Annotated in this window: 21 protein-coding genes; 7 read left to right on the top strand and 14 right to left on the bottom strand. The window is 64.5% G+C overall.

Annotated features, from left to right (window positions below; translation table 11 throughout):
• The first annotated feature begins 166 nt into the window (after window positions 1–166).
• On the top strand, window positions 167–421 hold the full coding sequence (locus tag AB4Y36_RS28300; RefSeq protein WP_256094947.1) for a sugar ABC transporter ATPase: 255 nt from the start codon (window positions 167–169) through the stop codon (window positions 419–421).
• 131 nt (window positions 422–552) lie between these two features.
• Window positions 553–1,059 carry a metal-dependent hydrolase gene (locus AB4Y36_RS28295; RefSeq protein ID WP_069267448.1) on the top strand — a complete coding sequence of 169 codons (507 nt, stop codon included), beginning with the start codon at window positions 553–555 and terminating at the stop codon, window positions 1,057–1,059.
• A gap of 199 nt (window positions 1,060–1,258) precedes the next feature.
• Here the strand turns inward: AB4Y36_RS28295 and AB4Y36_RS28290 are convergent, their stop codons facing one another.
• Window positions 1,259–1,462 (bottom strand): hypothetical protein, encoded by a 204-nt coding sequence (locus tag AB4Y36_RS28290; protein ID WP_342946330.1) that lies wholly within the window; start codon window positions 1,460–1,462, stop codon window positions 1,259–1,261.
• A 349-nt stretch (window positions 1,463–1,811) separates the two neighbouring features.
• Between AB4Y36_RS28290 and AB4Y36_RS28285 the strand changes: the two genes are divergently transcribed.
• Window positions 1,812–2,474, top strand: coding sequence for an XRE family transcriptional regulator (locus tag AB4Y36_RS28285; RefSeq protein WP_342946331.1), 663 nt, complete (start codon window positions 1,812–1,814; stop codon window positions 2,472–2,474).
• 40 nt (window positions 2,475–2,514) lie between these two features.
• On the opposite strand, the gene pcaQ is transcribed toward AB4Y36_RS28285, so the two are convergent.
• Window positions 2,515–3,531: a pca operon transcription factor PcaQ gene (pcaQ, locus tag AB4Y36_RS28280; protein ID WP_069267445.1), complete on the bottom strand. Its 1,017-nt coding sequence runs from the start codon at window positions 3,529–3,531 to the stop codon at window positions 2,515–2,517.
• Between the two features lie 140 nt (window positions 3,532–3,671).
• On the opposite strand from pcaQ, the gene pcaH reads away from it, so the two are divergent.
• Window positions 3,672–4,376 carry a protocatechuate 3,4-dioxygenase subunit beta gene (gene pcaH / locus AB4Y36_RS28275; protein ID WP_069267444.1) on the top strand — a complete coding sequence of 235 codons (705 nt, stop codon included), beginning with the start codon at window positions 3,672–3,674 and terminating at the stop codon, window positions 4,374–4,376.
• A gap of 3 nt (window positions 4,377–4,379) precedes the next feature.
• Window positions 4,380–4,967: a protocatechuate 3,4-dioxygenase subunit alpha gene (gene pcaG, locus AB4Y36_RS28270; protein WP_368618470.1), complete on the top strand. Its 588-nt coding sequence runs from the start codon at window positions 4,380–4,382 to the stop codon at window positions 4,965–4,967.
• A 169-nt stretch (window positions 4,968–5,136) separates the two neighbouring features.
• Here pcaG and AB4Y36_RS28265 read toward each other — a convergent pair whose 3' ends face one another.
• The 4 genes from AB4Y36_RS28265 to AB4Y36_RS28250 form a co-directional block, all read right to left on the bottom strand.
• Window positions 5,137–5,715, bottom strand: a complete 579-nt coding sequence (locus tag AB4Y36_RS28265) for an NnrU family protein (RefSeq protein ID WP_069267442.1) — start codon at window positions 5,713–5,715, stop codon at window positions 5,137–5,139.
• A 317-nt stretch (window positions 5,716–6,032) separates the two neighbouring features.
• A complete protein-coding gene (locus AB4Y36_RS28260) occupies window positions 6,033–6,263 on the bottom strand; it encodes an H-NS histone family protein (protein ID WP_069267441.1) in 231 nt (76 codons plus the stop codon).
• Window positions 6,264–6,568: 305 nt separating this feature from the next.
• Entirely contained in the window at window positions 6,569–12,466 is a 5,898-nt protein-coding gene (gene uvrA, locus AB4Y36_RS28255; protein ID WP_368684745.1) for an excinuclease ABC subunit UvrA, read from the bottom strand.
• A 224-nt stretch (window positions 12,467–12,690) separates the two neighbouring features.
• The gene (locus AB4Y36_RS28250; protein ID WP_368684744.1) at window positions 12,691–15,045 is read right to left on the bottom strand and encodes a tetratricopeptide repeat protein; all 2,355 of its coding nucleotides are present in this window, start codon (window positions 15,043–15,045) and stop codon (window positions 12,691–12,693) included.
• Window positions 15,046–15,272: 227 nt separating this feature from the next.
• Between AB4Y36_RS28250 and adhP the strand changes: the two genes are divergently transcribed.
• Complete coding sequence (gene adhP / locus AB4Y36_RS28245; protein WP_069267483.1) at window positions 15,273–16,301, top strand: alcohol dehydrogenase AdhP; 1,029 nt, start codon at window positions 15,273–15,275, stop codon at window positions 16,299–16,301.
• Window positions 16,302–16,403: 102 nt separating this feature from the next.
• Here the strand turns inward: adhP and AB4Y36_RS28240 are convergent, their stop codons facing one another.
• From AB4Y36_RS28240 to AB4Y36_RS28225, 4 genes are all read right to left on the bottom strand, one after another.
• A complete protein-coding gene (locus AB4Y36_RS28240; RefSeq protein ID WP_342946336.1) occupies window positions 16,404–16,703 on the bottom strand; it encodes a putative quinol monooxygenase in 300 nt (99 codons plus the stop codon).
• Between the two features lie 42 nt (window positions 16,704–16,745).
• The gene (locus tag AB4Y36_RS28235) at window positions 16,746–17,843 is read right to left on the bottom strand and encodes an NADH:flavin oxidoreductase/NADH oxidase (RefSeq protein ID WP_069267362.1); all 1,098 of its coding nucleotides are present in this window, start codon (window positions 17,841–17,843) and stop codon (window positions 16,746–16,748) included.
• Between the two features lie 181 nt (window positions 17,844–18,024).
• Entirely contained in the window at window positions 18,025–18,708 is a 684-nt protein-coding gene (locus tag AB4Y36_RS28230) for a type 1 glutamine amidotransferase domain-containing protein (RefSeq protein WP_368684743.1), read from the bottom strand.
• 148 nt (window positions 18,709–18,856) lie between these two features.
• Window positions 18,857–19,459 carry a TetR/AcrR family transcriptional regulator gene (locus AB4Y36_RS28225; protein ID WP_069267360.1) on the bottom strand — a complete coding sequence of 201 codons (603 nt, stop codon included), beginning with the start codon at window positions 19,457–19,459 and terminating at the stop codon, window positions 18,857–18,859.
• Between the two features lie 114 nt (window positions 19,460–19,573).
• On the opposite strand from AB4Y36_RS28225, the gene AB4Y36_RS28220 reads away from it, so the two are divergent.
• Window positions 19,574–20,224: an SGNH/GDSL hydrolase family protein gene (locus tag AB4Y36_RS28220; protein ID WP_368684742.1), complete on the top strand. Its 651-nt coding sequence runs from the start codon at window positions 19,574–19,576 to the stop codon at window positions 20,222–20,224.
• Window positions 20,225–20,335: 111 nt separating this feature from the next.
• Here the strand turns inward: AB4Y36_RS28220 and cyoD are convergent, their stop codons facing one another.
• From cyoD to cyoA, 4 genes are read right to left on the bottom strand one after another with little or no spacing between them, the layout of a single operon-like run.
• Window positions 20,336–20,665 carry a cytochrome o ubiquinol oxidase subunit IV gene (cyoD, locus tag AB4Y36_RS28215; RefSeq protein ID WP_069267358.1) on the bottom strand — a complete coding sequence of 110 codons (330 nt, stop codon included), beginning with the start codon at window positions 20,663–20,665 and terminating at the stop codon, window positions 20,336–20,338.
• On the bottom strand, window positions 20,666–21,277 hold the full coding sequence (cyoC, locus tag AB4Y36_RS28210) for a cytochrome o ubiquinol oxidase subunit III (protein ID WP_069267357.1): 612 nt from the start codon (window positions 21,275–21,277) through the stop codon (window positions 20,666–20,668). It abuts the gene before it with no gap.
• Window positions 21,277–23,310, bottom strand: coding sequence for a cytochrome o ubiquinol oxidase subunit I (gene cyoB, locus AB4Y36_RS28205; RefSeq protein ID WP_069267356.1), 2,034 nt, complete (start codon window positions 23,308–23,310; stop codon window positions 21,277–21,279). The genes cyoC and cyoB overlap by 1 nt, the downstream gene beginning before the upstream one ends.
• Before the next feature lie 7 nt (window positions 23,311–23,317).
• The gene (gene cyoA, locus AB4Y36_RS28200; RefSeq protein ID WP_069267482.1) at window positions 23,318–24,205 is read right to left on the bottom strand and encodes a ubiquinol oxidase subunit II; all 888 of its coding nucleotides are present in this window, start codon (window positions 24,203–24,205) and stop codon (window positions 23,318–23,320) included.
• Between the last annotated feature and the right edge of the window lie 148 nt (window positions 24,206–24,353).

Here is a 24,353-nt window from a genome sequence, read left to right as displayed (position 1 = left end):
GATTCAGATCAGGGTGCGTATACTCATTGGCATAATCCGCTGCTTCGATATTGTCACGCCGCCTATGAAAACGCTCACGCAACGACTTCTCGCCGCGACTCCGCTCGCACTCATCGCCGCTTGTGGCTCTACACCGCCGTCCGGCACTGCTTCGAATGGCGAACCGATGATCTACGCTTCGTCGGCGCGTTCGGCGTCGTCGGTCGCGAGCTGCCTCGAAGACCGCTTGCCGCACGTGCACAGTTCGCGCGACGGCAATACGACGGAACTGAGCGTAGGCTCGCGCTCGGACGCGTCGTACTTCGTCACGCTCACGCCGAATGGCCACGGCTCGGTCATTCGCGTCACGCACGGCGCGTCCGCGTCGAACGATCCGCCTGAAGAAGAACTGCGCTTCGACGTGGCGCGCTGCACGACCTGACGCGCGAACGGCTGGCGCGGGCACCGCACGCGCCACACGACGTACCGCAAGTCGCCCGCATGTCACCCCTGTCATAACGGCGACACATCTGCGAAGATTGCGCCCCCTTCGACTTCGCAACACACCGCTTCATGGCATCAGGCACCGCACATCACGCCACGGGTTGGGCCGCCGGCGTCATCGCCGCCGCAATCGTCACGCATCAGGGCGCCGATAGCGCCTGGCATCTCTACGCCGCGCTCGCGTTCGCAGCGGGTGTCGCGGGCGGATCGGCGCCCGACTGGCTGGAGGTCGCCTGGTGGCGCAAGAAGCGGCGCCTCTGGATCACGCATCGCACGTTCACGCACTGGGGCATCGGCTGGATCGCGTTGCTCGTGTGGTCGTATCACAAACTCGGGCACGTGCCGCTCGCGGCGCCCGCGTTCGGCTTCGCTTGCGGAGGCGTGATCCACCTGTTCGCGGACTGGCCCAATCCGCTCGGTGTGCCGTGGATCTTTCAACGGCATTCGCTGAACTGGTGGCGCAGCGGACGCTGCGACCTGATCGTCGTCGCGGCGTCATGGGTGGCCGCGTGGTTTTTCGCCGTGCATGGCGTGCCGCACGATTGGTCGCTCGCGCCATTGCGTCGGCTCGTCTGATCGGTCAGGTTTTCCTGGCAACAGGTGCAGGCACCCTGGGAGTCATGCAGCCGATGAAGCGTCGATTGACAATCGTCGGAACCGGTCAGGCGCCACATCGCCCATTAATCAGGCAACGTTTATTATCGTATTAACCAAAACCAAAATAAAAACGGCGCCCCTTTAAAGGGCGCCGCTCCTAAATCGCGTCATGCGGTAATCAGGTGTTCTCTTCGCACTCCACGCGTCCCATGCGGTAGCCGACGATCAGCCCGGCGTCATAGGCTGACTCCAGCGCGCGGCCAATATCCTCCGCGCTCACGAGGTGCGCGTCGGCGGTCGGCTTCCCGGTCAGTTCGAAGCTCTCGATCCCGAGCGTTCTTCGCGAGATTGCCAGCAATAACTCCAGTCGTTCGTCATGCATTTTGCTCTCTCCACTTGATCCACATCATCTGATTACAATGATAAATATCAAAATCCGTGAGAGCCGCGGCGCATGGACGCATATTGAGGCGTCACTCTAATATCAAAACCAGAAATCTTTAAAATTTGTTAAAACATCGGCGGATTAACTTTTAGATATCGTTAAGTCGAATCGTTTTAATTCGCAATTGGACAGGGCGTCAATCCACGATGGGTTAACCCATACCGCCGAGTCGACGTCGCGGCCCAGCCAGGCCAGTCCAGGGTTTCTTGCGGGCAACCGTTTGATATGATCGGTAAGACATCGCGGGGCCCAACCAGGGCTTTTCGTCAGCATTCGAACGTAGCCCATGGATTCCACGCTCACCCCATCCGCCAGCACGGCGACCACCGACCTCGGCCGCCGCGTGCGCGCCGCGCGCGTCGCCCAGGAGCTGACGCTCGATACGGCCAGCCGCCTGTGCGGCGTCTCGCGCTCGACCCTGTCGAAAGTCGAAAACGGGCTCATGTCGCCGACCTTCGACGTGCTGCAAAAGATCGTCGGCGGGCTCAGAATCGACCTGGCCGAGCTGTTCGGCACCCCGCCCAAGCTCAATGCCGGCGGCCGCCGCGCGCTCACGCGCAATGGCGCGGGTCAACGCCACGCCTATCGCGGCTATCAAATGGAGTTGCTCGCAACCGATCTCGCGCACAAGGCCATGCTGCCGTTTCGCATCCGCATCACCGCGCATTCGCTCGATGCGTTCGACGACTGGGGCCGCCACGAAGGCGAAGAGTTTCTCTACGTGATCAGCGGCAGCGTATGCCTGTATTCGGAGCTTTACGCGCCCACGTGTCTGGAAGCCGGCGACAGCCTCTACTTCGACAGCCGCACCGGCCACGCGGCCATTTCGACGAGCGAAGAAGACGCCGAAGTGCTATGGATGGCAACGAGTGCGCGCCTGCCCGGCGTCGCACCGGAAGCGTCGGCAACCTCGAAGTCACGCACCAGGACGAAGCTCACGGCCAGCTAGATGTGGCGCGCGGCGTTGGGTCTGCTGGAGCCGTAAAGCCTCACCCCCCGGCGTCGGGCGAACGCTTGCCAGCGGAAGGGTTTGCGGTACGCGCACGCCGCGCCCGCGGAGCCGCTGAGCCATCCGGCCGCACATCGCGCTCGCGCGCCGCACGCCGCACCGCCTCGATCAGCGCGCGACCGGCAGGCGTGGGCTGGGTATCGGTACGCTGAATCACCCCCACCGGCTCCTCGCCGCCCGCAGAAGGCAACGGCAACCGCACCAGCGTCCCGCGCCGCAGGTCGTACTCGACGGCACCGGCGGGCACGAACCACACCGCGTCGTTCTCGAGCGCGAGCGCGCGCCCCACCGAAACCGATAGCAACTCGACGAACGCCGACAGCGGCGGCGCCCCCCAGGCGGCGAGCAGACTGTCCGCCGCCTGGCGGATCAACGTGCCGAACGGCGGCAGCACAAGCGGAAACGATGCGAGTTGCGCCGGCAGCCCCGCCCCCGGCGCGAGCGGATGTCCCGCGCGCACCACCACGGCGAGCGGCTCGTTGTACAACTGCTCGAAGCTCAGGCCCACCATGCGCTCGGGGTCGGCCAGACGGCCCACTGCAAAGCTGATTGCCCCTGTCTTCAACCGCTCGAGCAACTCCGTGTTGGCGCCCGTCACGAGCCGCACGCTCACCCGCGGCCATTCCTCGCCGAAGTGACGCAACGCGCCGGGCAGCAACGCCGTCGCCACCGTGGGCAGCACGCCGATATCAAGCGTCGCGGCCACCGCGCCTTCGTCGCGCGCGAGCAAGGCCACGCCCTGGCGCAGCGCGCTCACGCAGGCGCTCGCGTGCGGCATGAAAAGCTGCCCCTCGCGGGTGGGCACCGCACCGTGCCGACCGCGCTCGAACAGCTTCACGCCCAGCACGAGCTCCAGCTCGGCGATCGTCTTCGACACCGCGGGCTGCGTGACCGAAAGACTCTCGGCAGCCTGCTGCACGCTCCCCATCTGCGCCACGGCAAGAAAACACTGGAGATGGCGGAATTTGACGCGTCCGTCCGCGAGCCGGTTTTGCATAACGATTCGTTATACGAAGTGCGAAAAAACATCATTTTGCATAACTTTTCGCTTTGGATAAAGTGGCTGCATCGGCTCGTAGCGACAAATCGCTGCAGGCAACGAGCCCTTCCCCAATAATCCACCCCAGGAGACACCCCATGGACGAGTCCATCCTGTCGCCGCGCGACTTCGACTCGCATCCCGCGTACGTTTATCCGCCGTACCGTTCGTCGGTCAAACGCGGCCCCACGCTCCCGCTCATCCCCCTGAAGGAAAAGCTGCGCAACCAGCACGCACCCGTGTACGGCACCGACGACCTCGGCGCGCTCGACCACGACCTCACGCGCAACGCGGCCAGGAATGGCGCGCCGCTCGGCGAGCGCATCATCGTGACGGGCCGCGTGCTCGACGAAGGCGGCAAGCCGGTGCGCAACACGCTCGTCGAAATCTGGCAGGCCAATGCCGCCGGCCGCTATGTCCACAAGCAGGACCAGCACGACGCGCCGCTCGATCCGAACTTCCTCGGCGCCGGCCGCGCGATCACCGATAACGACGGCCGCTATCGTTTCCTCACGATCAAGCCGGGCGCGTATCCCTGGGGCAATCACCCGAACGCGTGGCGTCCGAATCACATCCACTTCTCGCTGTTCGGCGACTACTTCGGCTCGCGTCTCGTCACGCAGATGTATTTCCCCGGCGACCCGCTGCTCGCGTTCGACCCGATCTATCAGGGCACGCCGGAAGACGCACGCGAGCGCATGATTTCGCGCTTCTCGCTCGACACCACCGAAGAAGGCTACGCACTCGGCTACGAATTCGACATCGTGCTGCGCGGCCCGAACCAAACCCCCACGGAGCGTTGAACCATGGCCCTCAAGGAAACGCCTTCGCAAACGGTCGGCCCGTACTTTGCCTACGGCCTGTGTCCGCAGCAATACGACTTCGATTTGAAGAGCCTCTTCACGGCCAACGTGGTCGGGCCTGAAACGCCGGGCGAGCACATCACGCTGATCGGCCGCGTGATCGACGGCGACGGCAACGCCGTGTTCGACGCGATGCTCGAGTTTTCGCAGGTCGACGCAAACGGCCGCTATCCGGCTTCGCGCGAGGAAATCGCCAAAGACGGCTTCCGCGGTTTTGCACGCGTGGGCACGGGCACGGATGCGCAGCACCGTTTCATCGTGCACACCGTGAAGCCGGGCGTCGAGATCGCCGGCGAAGCGCCGCATCTGAATGTGATCGTGATGATGCGCGGGATGCTCACGCACACCTTTACGCGCATCTACTTCGAAGACGAAGCCGCCGCCAACGCCGCGGACCCAGTGCTCTCCGCCGTGCCGGCGGCGCGCCGCGACACGCTCATCGCGCGCCGTAGCGAGCAGGCCGGCAGCATCGTCTACACGTTCGACATCCGCATGCAGGGCGAACAGGAAACGGTGTTCTTCGATCTTTGATGCATCAACGGACACGCGAGACGAATCGCGCGGACTTTCACGCGGCTTTCATGAACTGGCCCTATGATCGTGACACTGCGATCTGATCGCGGAACTCCGAGCTGTACCTTGTGAAGCCTGCCATGCGCAGGCTTCTTTTTTTGCAGTGCGCTCGCGGCCTGCCGCGCACTCAGCCGAGCGGCCGCACGCCGATCAGCACGCCATGCAGCCAGAAGGCGAACACGGCCCAGACGACGAGCCCGACCACGACGACGATCGCATCGCGCGACACCTCTCCCGGCGGATAGACCACCCCGGCTTCGCGATCGCGCCGGTTCTCGCCTCGCAGCTCGAACAACGCCCAGACGAGGAAAACCCCGAAGAGAATGATGTCGTTGAGCGTGCCGTTGGCGAGCAGATGCGCGAACGCCCAAAGCGCGACACCGCTCACGAACGGCTGGCCGAGCGCGCGCTTGAAGTGATTGCCCGGCACGTAGGCCGCGACGATCAGGATGAAGGCAATGGCGGTGAGGAGTGCCGTGACATGCGCCATCCAGAACGGCGGCAGCCAGATCGGCACGGGGTAGCGGCGTGACAGACCGTAGCCATAGACGATCAGCACGAAGCCCAGAATGGAGAGCAACGCGAACGCGCCTCGCCAGGCACGCGGACCCAGGCGCTCGATCTGCGCGGCGCGCCAGGGCCCTGCCACGATGCGGATCGAATGGACACCAATGAAAATCACGAGGCCCAGCACGAGTATCGCCATGACTACCTCCCTGCCGTAGCAAGAACGCAATGGGCGAGATTGTCGCGCAGCTTGATCGCGCAGCCAACCGGAGTTTTCAAAAAAGCTGACTAATTACGCGCGCAAATGCCAGCAAAAAAGAATGCATAAATCATTGCGCGCCTAAACCGGCACGGCACATTAGGAGGCGCAATTAAATCCCGGCTCGCGCCGAAAGGCATTTTAAAACTATGCTGAATAATACTGGGCGCCGCACCGATGTGCGGCTTTGCGGCATGCGCCGCGAACGGTCTGGCGGTCGACGGGCAACACCGGCGCGCACTCACGCACCGTCATGGCTAGCAGCGAAAGTGCTCGATATCCTGTCCCGCGTGCTTATAGCGCAACAGCCAGGCCGGCATATCGCCCTCGCCATTCCACGTATTCCCGTATGCGTCGCGGTACTTGGGTAGTTTTTCGCTTTCAGCAATAGACGCTTCAAGCTCTTCGAACGTAATGCCGTACTCTTCCATGCGGCGTCGAATCCACACGATGAGCCGTTCGCGCGCCTCTCCATCGAGGTCGAACATCGATTAATTCCTCTCGCTTCGTCAAGGGCAAGGCACCGATACAACGATCGGCAAAGAATGGTCTTCCCTGAAAAGACAAAGGCTTCGCGCACGAACTGCGAAGCCTTGCTGCACTGATGAGGTAGCCTGGGTATGGAGCCCGCGACCGGTTCGGAGGGGATCTGTAGTCCGCTGCTCCGCTCTCAGGTGACGCCGCTACAGGTGAGCGAACGTTTGCTGCAAGCGGAACCGATGATACCTTGCGCGCGCGGCACAGATCAAGCGGTTTCAAGGCGGAGCGGGCCTCTGCGGCCCGCTCCATTCCTTTAGCCTGAAGCCGCCGCGCCCGTTGCGCGCCGCTCTGGTGCAGGCTTGCTTTCGGCGGCGCTCACGTCAGCCTGGCCACGCGCCAGCACGGGCGCGAGTGCCGCACCGGTGTGGCTCGCCCGCACCTTCGCGAGCGCTTCGGGATCGGCCGCGGCGACGATCGTGCCACCGCCCACGCCGCCTTCGGGCCCGAGATCGATGATCCAGTCGGCTTCGGCGATCACGTCGAGGTCGTGCTCGATCACGACGACGCTATGCCCCGCGTCCGCAAGCCGGTGCAGCACGCTGATGAGGCGCGCCACGTCCGCCATGTGCAGGCCCACCGTGGGCTCGTCGAGCACGTAGAGCGTGTGCGGCGCCTTCTGGCCGCGGCGCGTGATGTCGTCGCGCACCTTCGAGAGTTCGGTTACGAGCTTGATGCGCTGCGCCTCGCCGCCCGAGAGCGTGGGCGAAGGCTGGCCGAGCGTGAGGTAGCCGAGACCCACGTCCTTCATGAGCTGCAGCGGATGCGAAATACTCGTGATCGACCCGAAGAACTCCACCGCCTCGTCGATTTCCATCGTCAGCACTTCGCCGATGTTCCGGCCGCGCCACGTCACGGCCAGCGTTTCCGGATTGAAGCGCTGGCCGTGGCACACGTCGCACGGCACCTTCACGTCGGGCAGGAAGCTCATGCCGATGGTGCGCACGCCCTGGCCTTCGCACGCGGGACAGCGTCCGTCGCCGGTATTGAACGAGAAACGCGACGCGCTATAGCCGCGGGCGCGCGCCTCGAGCGTATCGGCAAAAAGGCGGCGGATCGCGTCCCACACGCCGATATAGGTCGCGGGGCACGAGCGCGGCGTTTTGCCGATCGGCGTCTGGTCGACTTCGAGCACGCGGTCGATGCTTTCCCATCCGCTGATCGAATCGCAGCCCTGCCACGTATGCCAAACCTCGAGCTTCGGCTTCGCGCTCGTGCGCGCGAGCACGCTCGACCGGCGCTCCGCCGCGCTCGGCGCTTTCTCCTTCACCGCCTTGCGCGCGCGGCGCTCGGCAGGCGAAGACAGCACCGAACGCCCCACGGCGTCGAGCAGATTGGAAAGCAGCACGTCGCGCGCGAGCGTGGACTTGCCGGAGCCGCTCACGCCGGTGATCGCCACGAGACGTCCGAGCGGAATCTGCGCGGTGACGTTGCGCAGGTTGTGCAGCTTGCCGCCGTGCACGGTCAGCCATTGGCCCGGCACCGCCTCGCGTCCCGCGCGCGCCGGACGCACTTCGCGGCGCGGCTGCAGCGGGTGCCGGATAGGCTGTGCGAGATAGCGACCCGTGAGCGAATCGGCCTGCGCCGCGAGATCGGCCACACTGCCCTGCGCGACCACGCGGCCGCCGCGCTTGCCCGCGCTCGGACCGATGTCGATGATGTGATCGGCGCGCCGGATCGTGTCCTCGTCGTGCTCGACCACGACGAGCGTGTTGCCCTTCTCGCCGAGGCTGCGCAGCGCGTCGAGCAGGATCTGGTTGTCGCGCGGATGCAGGCCGATGGTCGGTTCGTCGAGCACGTAGCAGACGCCCTGCAAGTTACTGCCCAGTTGCGCCGCGAGACGAATGCGCTGCGCCTCGCCACCCGAAAGGCTGGGCGCGGCGCGATCGAGGCTCAGATAGCCGAGCCCCACTTCTTCCAGAAACTGCAGCCGGCTGCGGATCTCGCTCACCACGTCGCGCGCGATCTGCGCGTCGCGGCCGCCAAGCTTCAGCGTATCGATCCAGCGGCGCGTATCCGCCACGGTCCACTGCGCGACGTCGACGATGGCATGCGCGTCGAACGTCACGGCGCGCGCCACCGGATTCAGGCGCGTGCCGCCGCAATCGTGGCACGGCTCGTCGACCATGCCGTCGGGTTCCTGCTCCTCCGAAGGCAAGGTTTGCTCGCGGCCACGGCCGTCTTCGGCGACGATCGTGTCGTCGTAGGCGGCGCGCTGCTCGCGCGTGAGCGCGAGGCCCGTACCCACGCAGGTCGTGCACCAGCCGTGCTTGCTGTTGTACGAGAACATACGCGGATCGAGTTCGGGATAGCTCGTGCCGCACACCGGGCAGGCGCGCCGCGTCGACAGCACCTTCACCTCGCCGATGCTCGCCGTCGAACCGCCATTGCCAATCACGTGATCGAGGCCGTCGAGCGGCGCGAGCAGGTGCACGATGCCCTTGCCCGCTTCGAGCGTCGCGCCGAGCAGCGTGCGCAATTGCGCCTCGTTTTCCGGCTCGATCACGAGGTCGCCCACGGGCAACTCGATCGTATGCTCGCGGAAGCGGTCGAGCTTGGGCCACGGCGCGACGGGCACGAACTCGCCATCCACGCGCAGATGCGTATTGCCGCGCGCCTTCGCCCACTTCGCGAGATCGGTGTACACGCCCTTGCGATTGACGACGAGCGGTGCGAGCAAACCGACATGCTGGCCGCGATGCTCGCGCAGCAGTTGCGCGACGATCGCATCGACGCTCTGCGACGTGACGGGCGTGCCGTCATGCACGCAGTGCTGCACGCCGAGCTTCACGTAAAGCAGACGCAGGAAGTGCCACACCTCGGAGGTCGTGGCGACCGTGCTCTTGCGGCCGCCGCGCGAAAGGCGCTGCTCGATCGCGACGGTCGGCGGAATGCCGTACACGGCATCGACTTCGGGGCGGCCCGCGGGCTGCACGATCGAACGCGCATACGCGTTGAGCGATTCGAGGTAGCGCCGCTGGCCTTCGTGAAAGAGGATGTCGAACGCGAGCGTGGACTTGCCCGAACCCGACACGCCCGTGATGACGTTGAAGCGGCCGTGCGGGATATCGACGTCGAGCGCCTTGAGGTTGTGCTCGCGCGCGTTCACGATGCGCACCACGTCCTCGCCCTGCACGTCGCGGCGCGCCTGCGCGGCACGCAATGCGGTTTGCAGCGCCACGCCCTCTTCTTCCGCCGGCAGTTCGACGCCGCTGCCAAGCGCGGCTTCGTAGCGCTCGAGCGCCGCGCCCGTATGCGAACGCGGACACGCGATCACGTCTTCGGGCGTGCCGACGCACACCACTTCGCCGCCCGCGTCGCCGCCTTCGGGGCCGAGATCGATCAGCCAGTCTGCGGCGCGGATCACGTCGAGGTTATGTTCGATCACGAGCAGCGAATGACCGCCCGCGAGCAGCTTGCCGAAGGCGCGCATCAGCTTGGCGATGTCGTCGAAATGCAGGCCCGTAGTCGGTTCGTCGAACATGAAGAGGCGGCCGCCCGCCTCCTTGCCGCGCGACTGCGCGGTTTCGGCGAGATACCCCGCGAGCTTCAGGCGCTGCGCCTCGCCGCCCGACAGCGTCGGCACCGGCTGGCCGAGCTTCACGTATTCGAGACCGACGTCCACGATAGGCTGCAGCACGCGCAATACTTCGGCATCCTCAGCGAAGCATTGCACTGCTTCGCTGACCGTGAGGTCGAGCACGTCCGCCACCGAAAGCGTGCGGCCCGCGCGCTCGATCTTCACTTCGAGCACTTCCGCGCGATAGCGGCTGCCGTCGCAATCGGGGCAACGCAGATACACATCGCTCAGGAACTGCATTTCGATGTGCTCGAAACCCGAACCGCCGCAGGTCGGGCAGCGGCCTTCGCCCGAGTTGAAGCTGAACATGCCCGCCGTGTAGCCGCGCTGCTTCGCGAGCGTCGCCTTGGCGAACAGCTTGCGGATCTCGTCGAAGGCGCCGACATAGCTGGCCGGATTCGAGCGCGCCGTCTTGCCGATCGGCGACTGGTCGACGAACACGGCGTCGCTGATCTGCTCCGCGCCGCCCAGCTTGCGGAACGTGCCCGGCGCCTCCGTCGCTTTGCCCAGATGCCGCGCGAGCGCGGGATAGAGCACGTCCTGCACGAGCGTGGATTTGCCCGAGCCCGAGACGCCCGTCACGCACACGAGCCGCTGCAGCGGAATCTGCACGGTCACGTCGCGCAGGTTGTGCTCGCTCGCGCCTTCGAGCAGGAGGTTCGGCGTGGACGCGTCAACCGGGCGTCGCTCCCAGTGCGAAGCGTCGGCAACGGCGCGGTGGCCGCCCAGGTACTCGCCCGTCAGGGTGCCCGAGGAGCGGATATCGTTCGGCGTGCCGTCGTAGACGATCGAGCCGCCGCGCTCGCCCGGGCCCGGGCCCATGTCGATGAGGCGGTCGGCCGCGAGCATCACGGACGGATCGTGCTCGACCACGACGAGCGTATTGCCCGCGTCGCGCAGACGTTGCATCGCTTCGACGATGCGGTTGAGGTCGCGCGGATGCAGGCCGATACTCGGCTCATCGAGCACGAACAGCGTTTTCGTGAGCGACGTGCCGAGCGCCGTGGTCAGGTTGATACGCTGCACTTCTCCGCCCGAAAGCGTACGGCTCTGGCGGTCGAGCGTCAGATAGCCGAGGCCCACGTCGCAGAGATACTTCAGGCGCGTGCGCACTTCCTCGAGCAGCAGCTTCAGTGCATCGTCGAGCAATGCTGAGGAAAGCGAAAGATTGTCGAAGAAGCGGCGAATGCGCTCGATCGGCAACAGCATCACGTCGTGCACGGTGAGGCCCGGCAACGCTTCGAGCTGCGCGCGTGTCCAGTCCACGCCGTGCGGCAGGAAACGTCCCGACGGCGCGAGCACGTCGTCCGCGTTCTGCTGCGTGCCGAGGCGCCATTGCAGGGCCTCGGTTTTCAGGCGCGCGCCGCCGCAGGTTTCGCACGGCGTGTAGCTGCGGTACTTCGACAGCAGCACGCGAATGTGCATCTTGTAGGCCTTCGACTCCAGATACTGGAAGAAGCGCTTCACGCCGTACCACTGCGTTTGCCAGCTGCCCTTCCAGTCCGGCGCGCCGTTGATGACCCAGTCGCGCTGCGCCTGCGTCAGCTCGGACCATGCCGTATCGCGCGGGATGCCGGCTTTCGCGGCATAGCGCATCAGGTCGTCCTGGCATTCCTTCCACGCCGGCGTTTGCAGCGGCTTGATCGCGCCGCCGCGCAGCGTCTTGCGCTCGTCGGGGATCACGAGGCCCCAATCCACGCCGATCACGCGGCCAAAACCGCGGCACGCGTCGCAGGCGCCGTAGGCCGAGTTGAACGAGAACAACGCGGGCTGCGGATCGGCGTAGCGCAAATCGCTGTCCGGGCAATGCAGCCCCGTCGAGAAGCGCCAGATCTGCGGCTCGGCCTGCGCATCGTCATCGCTGCTGGCCAGCACGTAGACGTTCACGCGCCCGCTGCCGCGCTTGAGCGAGGCTTCGATCGCCTCGATCGCGCGGCTCTTCTCCACGTTCTGCATGCGGAAACGGTCGGCGACCACGTCGAGCAGCTTGCGCGTGCCTTCGGCCGTCTTCACCTCGCGCTGCGCCTGCACGCGCGTATAGCCACTCGCGGAGAGCCACTGCGCGACTTCTTCCTCGGTGGTCGTATCGGGCAACTCGACCGGAAACGTGACCACAAGACGCGGGTCGCCCGCGGCCGTACGCGCCATCAGTTCGGCGTAAATCGTCTCAGGCGTGTCGTGCCGCACGGGCTGCGCCGTGACGCGGTCGAACAGATTCGCGGCGCGCGCGTACAGCAGCTTCAGGTGGTCATTGAGCTCCGTCATCGTGCCGACCGTGGAGCGCGAACTGCGCACGGGGTTGGTCTGGTCGATGGCGATGGCGGGCGGCACACCGTCCACGCGATCGACCTGCGGCCGGTCCATGCGGTCGAGGAACTGACGGGCATAGGCGCTGAACGTTTCGACGTAACGGCGCTGGCCTTCCGCGTAAAGCGTATCGAAGACGAGGCTCGACTTGCCCGAGCCCGAAGGCCCGGTGACGACCGTCATTTCGCCGGTGTGCAGGTCGAGGTCGAGGTTCTTGAGGTTGTGCTGGCGGGCACCACGGATTCGGATGGATCGGTTTTCGCTCACTTGCGCTGGCATTCCGGCTGGATCACACGCGTGGGGCCGGACGGCGCGCGAAATGGGGCAAATACGCGGCGCGGCCCGGCAACTTGCAGCGCGGCGCGCGCGGGGAATCGGCGCGCGGCCCTGGCTGTCAGGCTAGGATTCTACTGTATATTTATACAGCACGCTGGATGGCCGTTCGGCTGGGTCTCGGCCGCCAGTTGCCCGTATTTACGCGCCAGATGGCCCTATTGCGCTGCAGCGCGCCACATGGCGTCGTACGCCGCTTCGACGCCGCGCGCAAACCGCTCTCCGTCCATGAGCGGCGAGTGCACCATGCGTTCGCGCAGCGTCGCGCGCAGATTCGCGAGGCGCGGCAAGTCGTTCGCGAGACTCACCGCCGTCTCCACGAATGCCTCGTCGGAATCGGCGGCCAATTCGGTAAGACCGAGGTTCGCGAGCTGGCTCAAGCCCGCGCGCCCAGCCACGGTCGGCCCGATGCGTGTGACGACGGGCACCCCCATCCACAGCGCGTCGAGCGAGGTGGTGTGGCCGTTGTACGGCAACGTGTCGAGCCCGAGATCGACCTCGTGATAACTGCGCAGATAATCCGTGCGCGGCCGGAACGGCAGGAAGCGCACGCGCGCCGGGGCGATGCCTGCCCGCGCAAGCCGCTGTACGAGGCCGCGCCTCGCTTCGCCCTCGGCGGCCATGAGCACGAGGCGCGCCGCAGGCAAGCGCGCGAATACACGGGCCCACAGGTTCAGCGTCGTATCGGTGAGCTTGCACGGGTTGTTCAGGCTGCCGAACGTGACGTATCCCGCGCTCGATGCCGGCAGCGCATTCACTTCGGGCTCCGAAGCAAGCGGGTCATAACACCAGAACGTGTGCGGCAGACGCCACGACTTTTCGCTGTAGTGGCGATCGTGTGCAGGCGGATCGAGCCACGGATCGGTGAGCCGCCAGTCCATCGCGCCGATGCCGGTCGTACCGGGATAAGCGAGCCAGGCGACCTGCACCGGTGCCGGCTTGCGAGCGAACAGCAGAGGCCGGCCATTGGACATGTGCATCGTGAGATCGACCAGGATATCGATGCCGTCCGCACGGATCTGGTCCGCCAGCGCCCCGTCGCTCAACGTGCGCACGTCGTGCCACTCGTCTACGTGCGCGGCGAGACGTGCGGTCGTCGCATCGGGCCTGACCACGCTCGAGTATGCGTGAATCTCGAAGCGCGTGCGGTCGTGGTGGGCAAACAGCGGCGTCATGAACAATGCCTGGCAATGCTCACGAAAATCGCCCGATACGTAACCGATGCGCAAGCGCCTTCCCGCCGCGGGTTCGACAGCCGCCCGCGTGCGTTGCACGCCGAGCGGCGCTTCGTGCCGCGCGGACCAGCGTCTCGCCTCGTCGAGAATCACCTGCGGGTCTTCGGCCTGGAACGACAACGCGTACAGAAGATTGCTGTGCGCGATGAGGTTGCCGGGTTCGCTCGCCACGGCCCGGCGAAAGCATTCGATGCCTTCGTCCAGGTCCCCGCAGTCCTTGAGCACGTTGCCCAGATTGTTGAGCGTAGCCGAGCGCGACGGATCGAGGTCGAGGGCCTGGCGCAAGAGCGCTTGCGCCTCGTCGAGGCTGCCGAGCGTGCGCATCAGGTTGGCGGCGTTGTTGAACGCGTCGACGAAATCCGGCCGGGCGCGGATAGCCGTTTCGTACGCTTCGCGTGCAGCCGGGTAATCGCCGAGATCGCGGCAGACATTCCCAAGGTTGTTCGCCGCTTCCGCATGCGCCGCGTCGAGCGCCAGCGCGCGGCGATATTGCGCTTCGGCGTCACGCAAACGGCCGCGCGCCTGCAGCGCGACGCCATAGTTGTAGGCCGCATGCGCCATATGCGGTTCGATGGCCACCGCGCGTTCGAGCAGGGGCAATGCCTCGTCCAGACGCTCCAGACGCGTCAGCAGCACGCCAAGGTTGATCATCGCGACGGCGGTTTCCGGCGCAGCCGCCAACGCGGCGCGCAAGCTTTCGAGCGCCTCCTCGTCCTGCCCCGCTTCCTGCAGCAGCGTGCCGAGGTTCGTCAATGCGTTGACATCGCCCGGCTGCAAGGCGAGCGCTCGACGGTAAGCGGCCTGAGCCTCGCCGGAATCGCCCAGCAGACGCAGACAATTGCCGAGGTTGTTCCAGGCATCGGCGCGGTTCGCCTCGCGCTCCAGCGCCGCGCGCCACGCCTCCACCGCTTCCGTCAGCGCGCCTTGCGCCTGCAGCGCCGCGCCGAGCCCGCACCAGAGATCGGCCGACGACGCGTCGTCCGCCAGCAGACCGCGATAGATCTGCGCCGCTTCGGCGTGGCGCGCGGCCATGGCATAGGCCTGCCCCAGGGCTTCGCGATAGCGCCGCTGACCGGGCTCGATGGCGAGCGCGCGCTGCAGCCAGCCGATCGCATCGGCCGGCGCGCCTTCCTGTAGACCAATCACGCCGAGGCGAAACATCGCGCCCGCGTGCGCTGCGTCGGCTTCGAGCAATTGCGTGTACAACTGACGCGCGCGCGGCAGGTCGCCGGCGAAATGGCGCTCACTGGCGCGCTCGTAAAGGGAGTCGTTCTGCATCGGGCTCACTGAATTCGTGCAACGAAGTCGTTACCAAACCTTATTCAATATTAACGGCAGTTTCTTTCGAAACCTTCACAGCCGTTCTACTACCGACTATTGAGCAAGTTCATCGCACACGACAATCCTTTCCTTCAAACTCGAAAGGCAGGCGGACGTGCGGCGACACCGCGATGCGCAACGCATCCGGCCGCGCGCCGCCACTCAGCTTCGACAGGAGCCCGACGATGAGCAAGACGATGCAAGCCGCGGTAGTCCGCGCATTTGGCAAACCCCTCGTGCTGGAGGAAGTGACCGTCCCCACTCCGGGGCCAGGCGAGCTGCTGGTGAAAATCGAAGCCTGCGGCGTGTGCCACACGGACCTGCACGCCGCGCACGGCGACTGGCCCGTGAAGCCGCAGCCGCCGTTCATTCCCGGTCACGAGGGCGTCGGCTATGTGGTGGGTGTGGGCGCGGGCGTCACGCACGTGAAGGAAGGCGATCGCGTGGGCATTCCGTGGCTCTACTCGGCATGCGGCCATTGCGAACATTGCCTCGGCGGCTGGGAAACGCTTTGCGAGCAGCAGCAGAACACCGGCTATTCGGTCAATGGCGGCTTCGCGCAATACGCGAAAGCCGACGCGAATTACGTCGGCCTGCTGCCGAAAAATATCGACTTCATCGAAATCGCACCCGTGCTCTGCGCGGGCGTGACGGTCTACAAGGGCCTGAAAGTCACCGACACGCGCCCTGGCAACTGGGTCGTGATTTCCGGCGTGGGCGGCCTCGGCCACATGGCCGTGCAGTACGCGCGCGCGATGGGGCTCAACGTCGCAGCCGTCGATGTCGACGATACGAAACTCGAACTGGCGAAACGCCTCGGCGCGACCGTGACGGTCAACGCGAAAACCACCGACCCCGCGGCGTATCTGAAGAAGGAGATTGGCGGCGCGCACGGCGTGCTCGTGACCGCGGTCTCGCCCGTTGCGTTTTCGCAGGCGCTTGGCATGGTGCGCCGGGGCGGCACGGTGTCGCTGAACGGCCTGCCGCCCGGTGACTTTCCGCTGCCGATCTTCGACATGGTGCTGGGCGGCGTGACGGTGCGCGGCTCGATCGTCGGCACGCGTCTCGACCTCGAAGAGTCGCTGATGTTCGCGCAGGAAGGCAAGGTCAAGGCGACCGTCTCCACGGAAAAACTGGAGAACATCAACGACGTGTTCGCGCGCATGGAGCGCGGCGCGATCGAAGGCCGCGTCGTGCTCGATATGGCGGGCTAGGCGGCGCGCGGCCGCTCAATGAAAAACGCGCCGGACACCGCTGCGAAGCGATATCCGGCGCGTCAATGGATCGCCGCAACGATTGCGGCAAGAAGCGCGGCCTCAGTCCGCGACGTCCACGCCCTTCAGCAGCTTCACTTCGGGCGGCTCCGTCACCCACGCACCGATCTTCGCGCGGTATGCCACGAAGTGTGCGCTTTCGCGATGCGCCTGCACCGCGGCCTCGTCGACATAGGTTTCGTAAAGGTAAAAGCCCGGCGCACCATCGGCGCGGCGCAGCAGGTCGTAGCGCAAGTTGCCCGGCTCCTTGCGCGTGTGCGAAACCATATCGCGCATCAGCGTCTCCACTTCGGCGACATGCTCGGGCTTGGGCGTAATGCTCGCGAATAGATAGACGGTCATCGGTATTCCCTCATCGTCAACGGTTGAACCGGTCGGCACATTTCAGCCGACCTTGTAGCGCTCGAGCCAGTGCGCGTAAGGCGCCGGCAAGGTCCATGCGGCGCGTTCGACACCCAGTTCCTGAGCCGCGAAATACGGCCAGTGCGGATTCGCGAGATGCGCGCGCCCGACCATCACGATATCGAGTTGCTCCTTCGCCACCGAGCGCTCGGCCAGTTCCGGCGTGCCGATCCCCCATGCCGACGACACCGGCAGACCGCTTGCGCGACGCACCTTTTGTGCGATCGGCGCAAGGAACGCGGGCGCCCACGGAATCTGCGCGGCGGGCGTCGAGAAACCGACGCTCACACCCAGCATGTCGAGGCCTTCGCGCTTGAGGCCCTTGGCCAGTTCGATCGATTCGGCGAGCGTCTCCTCGTCGCGGCCATCGTACTCGATCACGCCAAAGCGCGCCGTCAGCGGCAGATGCTCCGGCCAGACCTTGCGCACCGCGGCCAGCGTTTCCAGCAGGAAACGGCTGCGGTTCTCGAGGCTGCCGCCATAGATATCGTCGCGCTGGTTCGAATGCGTCGAGAAAAAGCTCTGGCCGAGATAGCCGTGCGCAAAGTGCAGTTCGAGCCATTCGAAGCCGGCTTCGAGCGCGCGCTTCGCCGCGGCCACGAAGTCCTCGCGCACGCGCGCGATGTCGTCGATCGTCATCGCCATCGGCACCTTCGGCAGATGCGCGCCGAACGCCGTTGCCGAGGGCGCGATGGTCTGCCAGCCGCGCGCGTCGCCTTCGGCGATGTGGTCGTCGCCTTCCCACGGGCGGTTCGCGCTCGCTTTGCGCCCCGCGTGCGCAATCTGGATGCCGGGCACGGCGCCCGCTGCCTTGATCGCCGCGACGGTGGGCTTGAACGCCTCCGTCTGCGCGTCGTTCCACAGGCCCGTGCAGCCCGGCGTGATGCGGCCTTCGGGCGAAACCGCCGTCGCCTCGACGATCACGAGACCCGCGCCGCCGCGCGCGATTTGCGCGTAGTGGACGTGGTGCCAGTCGTTGATCACGCCATCGACGGCCATGTACTGGCACATCGGCGGCACGGCGATGCGGTTGCGCAGGGACACGCCCTTGAGCTTGAACGGTTCGAACAATGCGGACATCTACAGCTCCTTTCCTGGCACGGGTCGCGCGTCGCGCGGCACCTGCGCCGGTTGGCAAAAACGCGATTTCCTTGCGGCAACGCGCAGCCGCGCACGCGCTGCGAGCGCGCCTCGCAGCGTTGCCGAAAGGAAATCGAGGGAAGCGAACGCGCTCGCCAAAGACGCGCGCGTTCGCGCAACATCAAGCGCGTCGCAGCGCCGCGAGCAGGGCTTCGGCAACCGGCTCCGACGAAGCCGGGTTCTGGCCCGTGATGAGCAGGCCGTCGGTTGCGACATGCGGCTGCCAGTCGGCGGCCTTCGAGTACTGGCCGCCGTTGGCCTTCAGCATGTCCTCGACGAGGAACGGCACGACGTCCGTCAACTGCACGGCGGCTTCTTCGTCATTCGAAAACCCGGTGACCGACTTGCCGGCCACGAGCGGCTTGCCGTCTGCCCCCTTCACGTGACGCAGCACGCCCGGTGCATGGCAAACGGCAGCGACAGGCTTGCCCGCGGCGATCGTCTTTTCGATCAGCGCGATCGAAACCGGATCTTCGGCCAGGTCCCAGAGCGGGCCGTGGCCGCCCGGATAGAAGACGGCGTCGAACGCGCTCGCGTCGATCTCGGCGAGACGTTTCGTACTGGCTAGCGCCGTTTGCGCCACGCTATCGGATGCGAACCGCCGTGTCGCATCGGTCTGCGCAGAGGGATCGCTGCTCTTCGGATCGAGCGGCGGCTGGCCGCCCTTCGGCGATGCGAGCGTGAGCTCAGCGCCCGCGTCGCGCAGCGCGTAGTACGGCGCGGCGAACTCCTCGAGCCAGAAACCCGTCTTCTTGCCCGTGTTGCCGAGGTCCTCGTGCGAGGTCAAAACGATCAGTACCTTCATCGGCGTTCCTTTTTTGCGTTAGGTTCGGGCGCTTGCACGCCCTTCGGAAACCAGTCTCTTCATCCTCTATTAGACCGGTCGTCTAGCACTTCTGCGCAAAACGCGACAATCGCGCGCACTTCACACGCCGCCGCCGCTTCGCGTTCGGTTAGTTGCCCGGAGGCAGGTTCAACAGGATGCGCGTGGTCGCCATGGCCGCGTCGAGCGGCTTGCGGTCGCGGTGGATCTTCTCGAGCAGCGTCGCGCCGAGCCAGAGTTCGTAGAGCGTCACCGCCATGGTCGCGGCGTCGTTTACACCTGCGAGCGAGCCATCCACGCGCCCTGCTTCGAGGCACGCAGCAATGCGCGAGATCGTCGCATCGGTGCCAAGACGCAGCGCCTCGCGCATCGCCTCGGAAAGGTCGCTCACCTCCGCGCCCAGCTTCACCGCGAGACATTTGCCTACGGGATCGTCGGCGCACTGGATCAGGCGCCACTCGTCCCAGTAGCGCATCAGCTTCTCGGCCGCCGTGCCCGGCGCCCGCACCAGCAGATCGTCGAGACGCTCCGCATACTCGTCGAAATACGACGTGAGCAAGGCTTCGCCGAACGCTTCCTTCGAGCCGAAATAGTGATAGAACGACCCTTTAGGCACACCGGCGGCCGCGAGGATCTCATTGAGACCGACTGCGGAAAAGCCCTTGCCCAGCAGAATGGGCATGGCGGTATCGAGGATGTGTTGCCGCACTTCGACGGCTGCCGCTGCATTCATGAGGTGACATGGTACAGAGCGATTAGACCAGTCGTCTAGTAATCTCCCACGATGAGTAATGGCATTGCATCGCACCCCGCAACCAGCTAACCAGTAACCAGGAAGAGGCAACCCATGACGTCACGCACCCTGCTCTGTTACGGCGATTCCAATACGCACGGCACGAAGCCGCTGACCGTGCCCGGTGTGTCCGAGCGATTCGGCCCCGCCGACCGCTGGCCCGGCGTGCTGCAGGAGGCGCTGGGGCCAGGCTGGGCGATCATCGAGGAAGGCCTGCCCGCGCGCACCACGGTTCACGACGATCCCATCGAAGGCCGTCACAAGAACGGTCTCGCGTATATACGCCCATGCCTCGAAAGCCAGTTGCCCGTCGATGTGGTCGCGCTGATGCTCGGCACCAACGACCTCAAGACACGCTTTTCCGTCACGCCCACCGACATTGCGAACTCGGTCGATGTGCTGCTCGAAACGCTCGTCGCGTGCCGCGCGGGTCCGGGCGGCTCGACGCCGCATGTGCTGCTCATGTCGCCGGTGCCGATCGAAGAGATTGGCTTTCTCGGCGATATCTTCACGGGGGGCGCCGCGAAATCGCGCCTGCTTGCGCCGCTCTATGAGCGCGTAGCCGTCAAATACGGCTCGGCGTTTCTCGACGCCGGCGAATTCGCCACTGTTAGCCCCACCGACGGCATTCACTACGAAGCCTCGCAACACCACCGGCTCGGCAAGGCCGTCGCGGAAGTCGTGCGTCAGCGCTTCGGCGCATAAGCGCACATCGGACTGCAAAAAGAAAAAACGCCGCCGGCCCGAAGGCCTGGCGGCGTTTTTCTTGCGCTTCACCCGCAGCGGTCGAAGCGCATGCCCAGCAACGATGAACGCTTAACGCGACATCATGTTCATGCTGACGTTGTGCATGACCCACAGCGTGCCGACGACCACGATCAGGACCGTCAACACCGTGAAGCCAAATGCCGTCACGTTCCAGCGCTGACCCGACGACGTGTTCATGTGCAGGAAGAACACAAGGTGAACCAGGATCTGCACGACTGCCAGCACGGCGAGGCCGAGCAGCGCGGTTTCGCGCGAAAAGCCGCCATGCAGCACGAGCCAGAACGAAGCGGCCGTGAGCACCACCGCCAGGACGAAACCAACCAGGTAGCTGCCTACGCTGCCGTGGCTTTCTTCTTCATGGATAGGATGAGCACTCATTTAGATCACGCTCGCAAGATAGACAAAGGAGAACACGCAGATCCAGACGATGTCCAGAAAGTGCCAGAAAAGGCTCAGGCAGGTCAGGCGGCGAATTTCACGCTCGCCCAGAACCGGCGCCTTCAAGGCCTGAACCATCAGGACGACCATCCAGATCATGCCCATCGTCACGTGGATACCGTGGGTGGCAACCAGCGTGAAGAACGACGAGAGAAACGCGCTGCGTTGCGGACCGTTGCCCTCCGCGATCATGTTCGCGAATTCGTGCAGTTCGAAATACAGGAACGTTGCGCCGAGCAGGAACGTGATCGCCAGCCAGACGAACACTTGACCCTTGCGCTGCTTGTGCGCGCCGATCATCGCGAAGCCGTACGTGATGGACGACAGCAGCAGCACTGCCGTTTCCATGGCCACGCCCTGAATGTCGAACAGGTCCTTGCCCGTCGGGCCGCCTGCGAACTGGTTCTGCATCACGGCGAACACTGCGAACAGCGAGCCGAACAGAATACAGTCCGTCATCAGGTACAGCCAGAAGCCGAACACCGAGTGTGACGGCGGGTGATCGTGGTGATCGTGCTCCGCGTGTGCGGCCGCACTAGTATGCGTCGACATCAGTTGGCCTCCAGTGCTGCTTCAACCTTGCCATTGCGTTGCTTGTCGGCGAACGCCTTGACCAGTGCGCGCTCGCGCGCTTCTTCGTCTGCCCGAACCTTGGCGGCCGGGATGTAATAGCCTTCGTTCTTCTGGAAGCTGTAGCCAATAGCCGTCGCGAGAATGCCGACGAAGCCAGCGATCATGAGCCACCAGATGTGCCAGATGCCAGCGAAGCCGAGCACCAGGCTGAAGAGACCGATGAACAGACCCGCGCTCGTGTTCGAGGGCATGTGGATGTCGGTGTACTTCGTGTTCGCGACGTCCACGGTTTCGCGGCCGGTGTCCTTCAGGTGCTGGAACTCGTCGAGTTCGCTCACGTGCGGAATGATCGCGAAGTTATACGACGGCGGCGGCGACGAGATCGCCCACTCCAGCGTACGGCCACCCCACGGATCGCCCGTCAAGTCGCGGTTTTCCGGCAGGTTGCGGTCGCGGATCGAGACGTACAGCTGCAGCAGCTGATGTGCGATACCGATTGCCACGAGCACGGCGCCAACCCACGCGATGATCATCCACGGATGCCATGCCGGATTGTCGTAGTGGTTCAGACGGCGGGTTGCGCCCATGAAGCCCAGCACGTACAGCGGCGTGAAGGCGACATAGAAGCCCGAGAGCCAGAACCAGAACGCGCGCTTGCCGAGCTTTTCGTTGAGCTTGAATCCGAACGCCTTCGGGAACCAGTAGTTCATGCCGGCGAGATAGCCGAACACCACACCGCCGATGATCACGTTGTGGAAGTGCGCGATCAGGAACAGCGAGTTGTGGAGCACGAAGTCCGCACCCGGGATCGCCATCATCACGCCGGTCATGCCGCCGATGGTGAAGGTGACCATGAAGCCGATCGTCCACAGCACCGCCGAGTTGAACTCGAGGCGGCCGCGGTAGATCGTGAACAGCCAGTTGAAGATCTTCACGCCCGTCGGGATCGAAATGATCATCGTGGCGATACCGAAGAACGCGTTCACATCGGCGCCCGAACCCATCGTGAAGAAGTGGTGCAGCCACACGACGAACGCCAGAACCATGATCGCGCAGGTCGCGTAGACCATTGCCTTGTAGCCGAACAGCGGCTTCCTGGCATACGTCGCGACGACTTCCGAGAAAATACCGAACGCCGGCAGGATCAGGATGTACACCTCGGGGTGACCCCAGGCCCAGATCAGGTTCAGGTACAGCATGGCGTTGCCGCCGCCGTCATTCGTGAAGAAGTGCGTGCCGATGTAGCGGTCGAGGCCGAGCAGCGCGAGCGTGACGGTCAGGATCGGGAACGCGGCCATGATCAGCACGTTCGTGCACAGCGCCGTCCACGTGAACACCGGCATCTTCATCATCGTCATGCCGGGGGCACGCATCTTGATGATGGTGACGAAGAAGTTCACGCCGGTCAGCAGCGTGCCGACACCGGAGATCTGCAGCGCCCACAGGTAGTAATCCACCCCTACCCCCGGACTGTACGCAAGCTCCGAAAGCGGCGGATACGCGAGCCAACCCGTCATTGCGAACTCACCCACGACGAGCGAGATCATCAGCAGGATGGCGCCGACTGCGGTCATCCAGAACGACAGCGAGTTCAGGAACGGGAACGCGACGTCGCGTGCGCCGATCTGCAGCGGAACGATGATGTTCATCAGGCCGACCATGAAAGCCATGGCCATGAAGAAGATCATGATCACGCCGTGAGCCGTGAAGATCTGGTCGTAGTGGTGCGGCGGGAGGTAGCCCGGCGCGTTGTACGCGAGCGCGAGCTGGGTACGCATCATGATCGCGTCGGCGAAGCCGCGCAGCAGCATGATGAGGGCGAGCACGATGTACATCACGCCCAGACGCTTGTGGTCGACGCTCGTCAGCCACTCCGTCCAAAGATATTTCCACTTACCGAGGTAAGTGATGCCACCGAGCACGAATGCGCCGATGACGGCCATACCGATCATCGTGCCGAGAATAATCGGCTCGTGATACGGAATGGCGTCCAGTGTAAGTTTTCCGAACATGCCTGGTTTACCCCTTGGTCACGCACGACGGGTCACTGAAATTCGTGACGTGGCCGTTGTTGTACTTCGCGATGATGTTGTTGAAGAGCTTCGGGTCGACCGTCGAGAAGTACTCCACCGGAGCCTTCTCGCTCGGCTGTGCGACCGTCGCGTATTGATCCATCGAAAGCTGCGTCTGCGACGCCTTCACCTTCTGGACCCACGCGTCGAAGTCTTGCTGGCTGGTGGCGAGGGTGCGGAACTTCATGTCCGAGAAGCCCTTGCCGCTGAAGTTCGCCGAGAGGCCGGCGTAGTCGCCAGCGTGGTCGGCGATCAGGTGCAGACGCGTCTGCATGCCCGCCATCGCGTAAACCTGGGTGCCAAGCTGCGGGATGAAGAACGAGTTCATCACCGAATCCGACGTGATGCTGAAGTTCACCGGCGTGCCAACGGGCACGGCCAGCTGGTTCACCGTCGCGATACCGAGATCGGGGTAGATGAACAGCCACTTCCAGTCGAGCGCGACAACTTCGACGTTGATCGGCTTGACGTTCGATTCGAGCGGCTTGTAGGGGTCGAGCTCGTGCGTGGTCTTCCACGTGAGCACGGCGAGGAACAGAATGATCAGTGTCGGAATGGTCCAGACGACGACTTCGATCGCCGTCGAATGCGACCACTTCGGGTCGTACGTGGCGCTACGATTCGACGCGCGGTAGCGGTACGCAAACCACAGCGTCAGGACGATCACGGGGATCACAACAATCAGCATGGCCCATGTGGAGGTCGCAATCAGCTGCTTTTCCGCCACGCCCACACTTCCCTTGGGGTCAAGGAGCTCCATGTTGCATCCGGAAAGACACAAGGCCAATCCGGCGCTGATGGGAAGCAGTAACCTTTGAAAGGTCGTTCTTTTCATCACGTTTGCCTGAAATTCATTCATTGAATAGTTCCGGACGCGTCCCCTGACATCCGACAAAGGAAGCGCGCCCGCATCATACAGCCGCTTTGATATTTCGCAATCAATGAATGTGGAAAATGACCTTTGTCAAAAGAAGATTGAGACA

The organism is Paraburkholderia sp. BR10936 (assembly GCF_040965735.1).
Classification (GTDB): Bacteria; Pseudomonadota; Gammaproteobacteria; order Burkholderiales; family Burkholderiaceae; genus Paraburkholderia; species Paraburkholderia nodosa_A.
The sequence above is the reverse complement of the archived record's forward strand: the minus strand, read 5'-3'. Positions and strand labels throughout refer to the sequence as shown.

Coding starts and splice junctions, on each gene's coding strand:
- AB4Y36_RS28230 (WP_368684743.1), bottom strand. CDS start 18,708: ATGAAGGTACTGATCGTTTTGACCTCGCACGAGGACCTCGGCAACACG.
- AB4Y36_RS28260 (WP_069267441.1), bottom strand. CDS start 6,263: ATGTTCGACCTCGATGGAGAGGCGCGCGAACGGCTCATCGTGTGGATT.
- AB4Y36_RS28235 (WP_069267362.1), bottom strand. CDS start 17,843: ATGTCCGCATTGTTCGAACCGTTCAAGCTCAAGGGCGTGTCCCTGCGC.
- pcaG (WP_368618470.1), top strand. CDS start 4,380: ATGGCCCTCAAGGAAACGCCTTCGCAAACGGTCGGCCCGTACTTTGCC.
- AB4Y36_RS28295 (WP_069267448.1), top strand. CDS start 553: ATGGCATCAGGCACCGCACATCACGCCACGGGTTGGGCCGCCGGCGTC.
- AB4Y36_RS28225 (WP_069267360.1), bottom strand. CDS start 19,459: ATGAATGCAGCGGCAGCCGTCGAAGTGCGGCAACACATCCTCGATACC.
- cyoB (WP_069267356.1), bottom strand. CDS start 23,310: ATGTTCGGAAAACTTACACTGGACGCCATTCCGTATCACGAGCCGATT.
- pcaH (WP_069267444.1), top strand. CDS start 3,672: ATGGACGAGTCCATCCTGTCGCCGCGCGACTTCGACTCGCATCCCGCG.
- pcaQ (WP_069267445.1), bottom strand. CDS start 3,531: ATGCAAAACCGGCTCGCGGACGGACGCGTCAAATTCCGCCATCTCCAG.
- adhP (WP_069267483.1), top strand. CDS start 15,273: ATGAGCAAGACGATGCAAGCCGCGGTAGTCCGCGCATTTGGCAAACCC.
- AB4Y36_RS28240 (WP_342946336.1), bottom strand. CDS start 16,703: ATGACCGTCTATCTATTCGCGAGCATTACGCCCAAGCCCGAGCATGTC.
- AB4Y36_RS28290 (WP_342946330.1), bottom strand. CDS start 1,462: ATGCATGACGAACGACTGGAGTTATTGCTGGCAATCTCGCGAAGAACG.
- AB4Y36_RS28300 (WP_256094947.1), top strand. CDS start 167: ATGATCTACGCTTCGTCGGCGCGTTCGGCGTCGTCGGTCGCGAGCTGC.
- cyoD (WP_069267358.1), bottom strand. CDS start 20,665: ATGAGTGCTCATCCTATCCATGAAGAAGAAAGCCACGGCAGCGTAGGC.
- AB4Y36_RS28250 (WP_368684744.1), bottom strand. CDS start 15,045: ATGCAGAACGACTCCCTTTACGAGCGCGCCAGTGAGCGCCATTTCGCC.
- AB4Y36_RS28265 (WP_069267442.1), bottom strand. CDS start 5,715: ATGGCGATACTCGTGCTGGGCCTCGTGATTTTCATTGGTGTCCATTCG.
- cyoC (WP_069267357.1), bottom strand. CDS start 21,277: ATGTCGACGCATACTAGTGCGGCCGCACACGCGGAGCACGATCACCAC.
- cyoA (WP_069267482.1), bottom strand. CDS start 24,205: ATGAAAAGAACGACCTTTCAAAGGTTACTGCTTCCCATCAGCGCCGGA.
- AB4Y36_RS28285 (WP_342946331.1), top strand. CDS start 1,812: ATGGATTCCACGCTCACCCCATCCGCCAGCACGGCGACCACCGACCTC.
- AB4Y36_RS28220 (WP_368684742.1), top strand. CDS start 19,574: ATGACGTCACGCACCCTGCTCTGTTACGGCGATTCCAATACGCACGGC.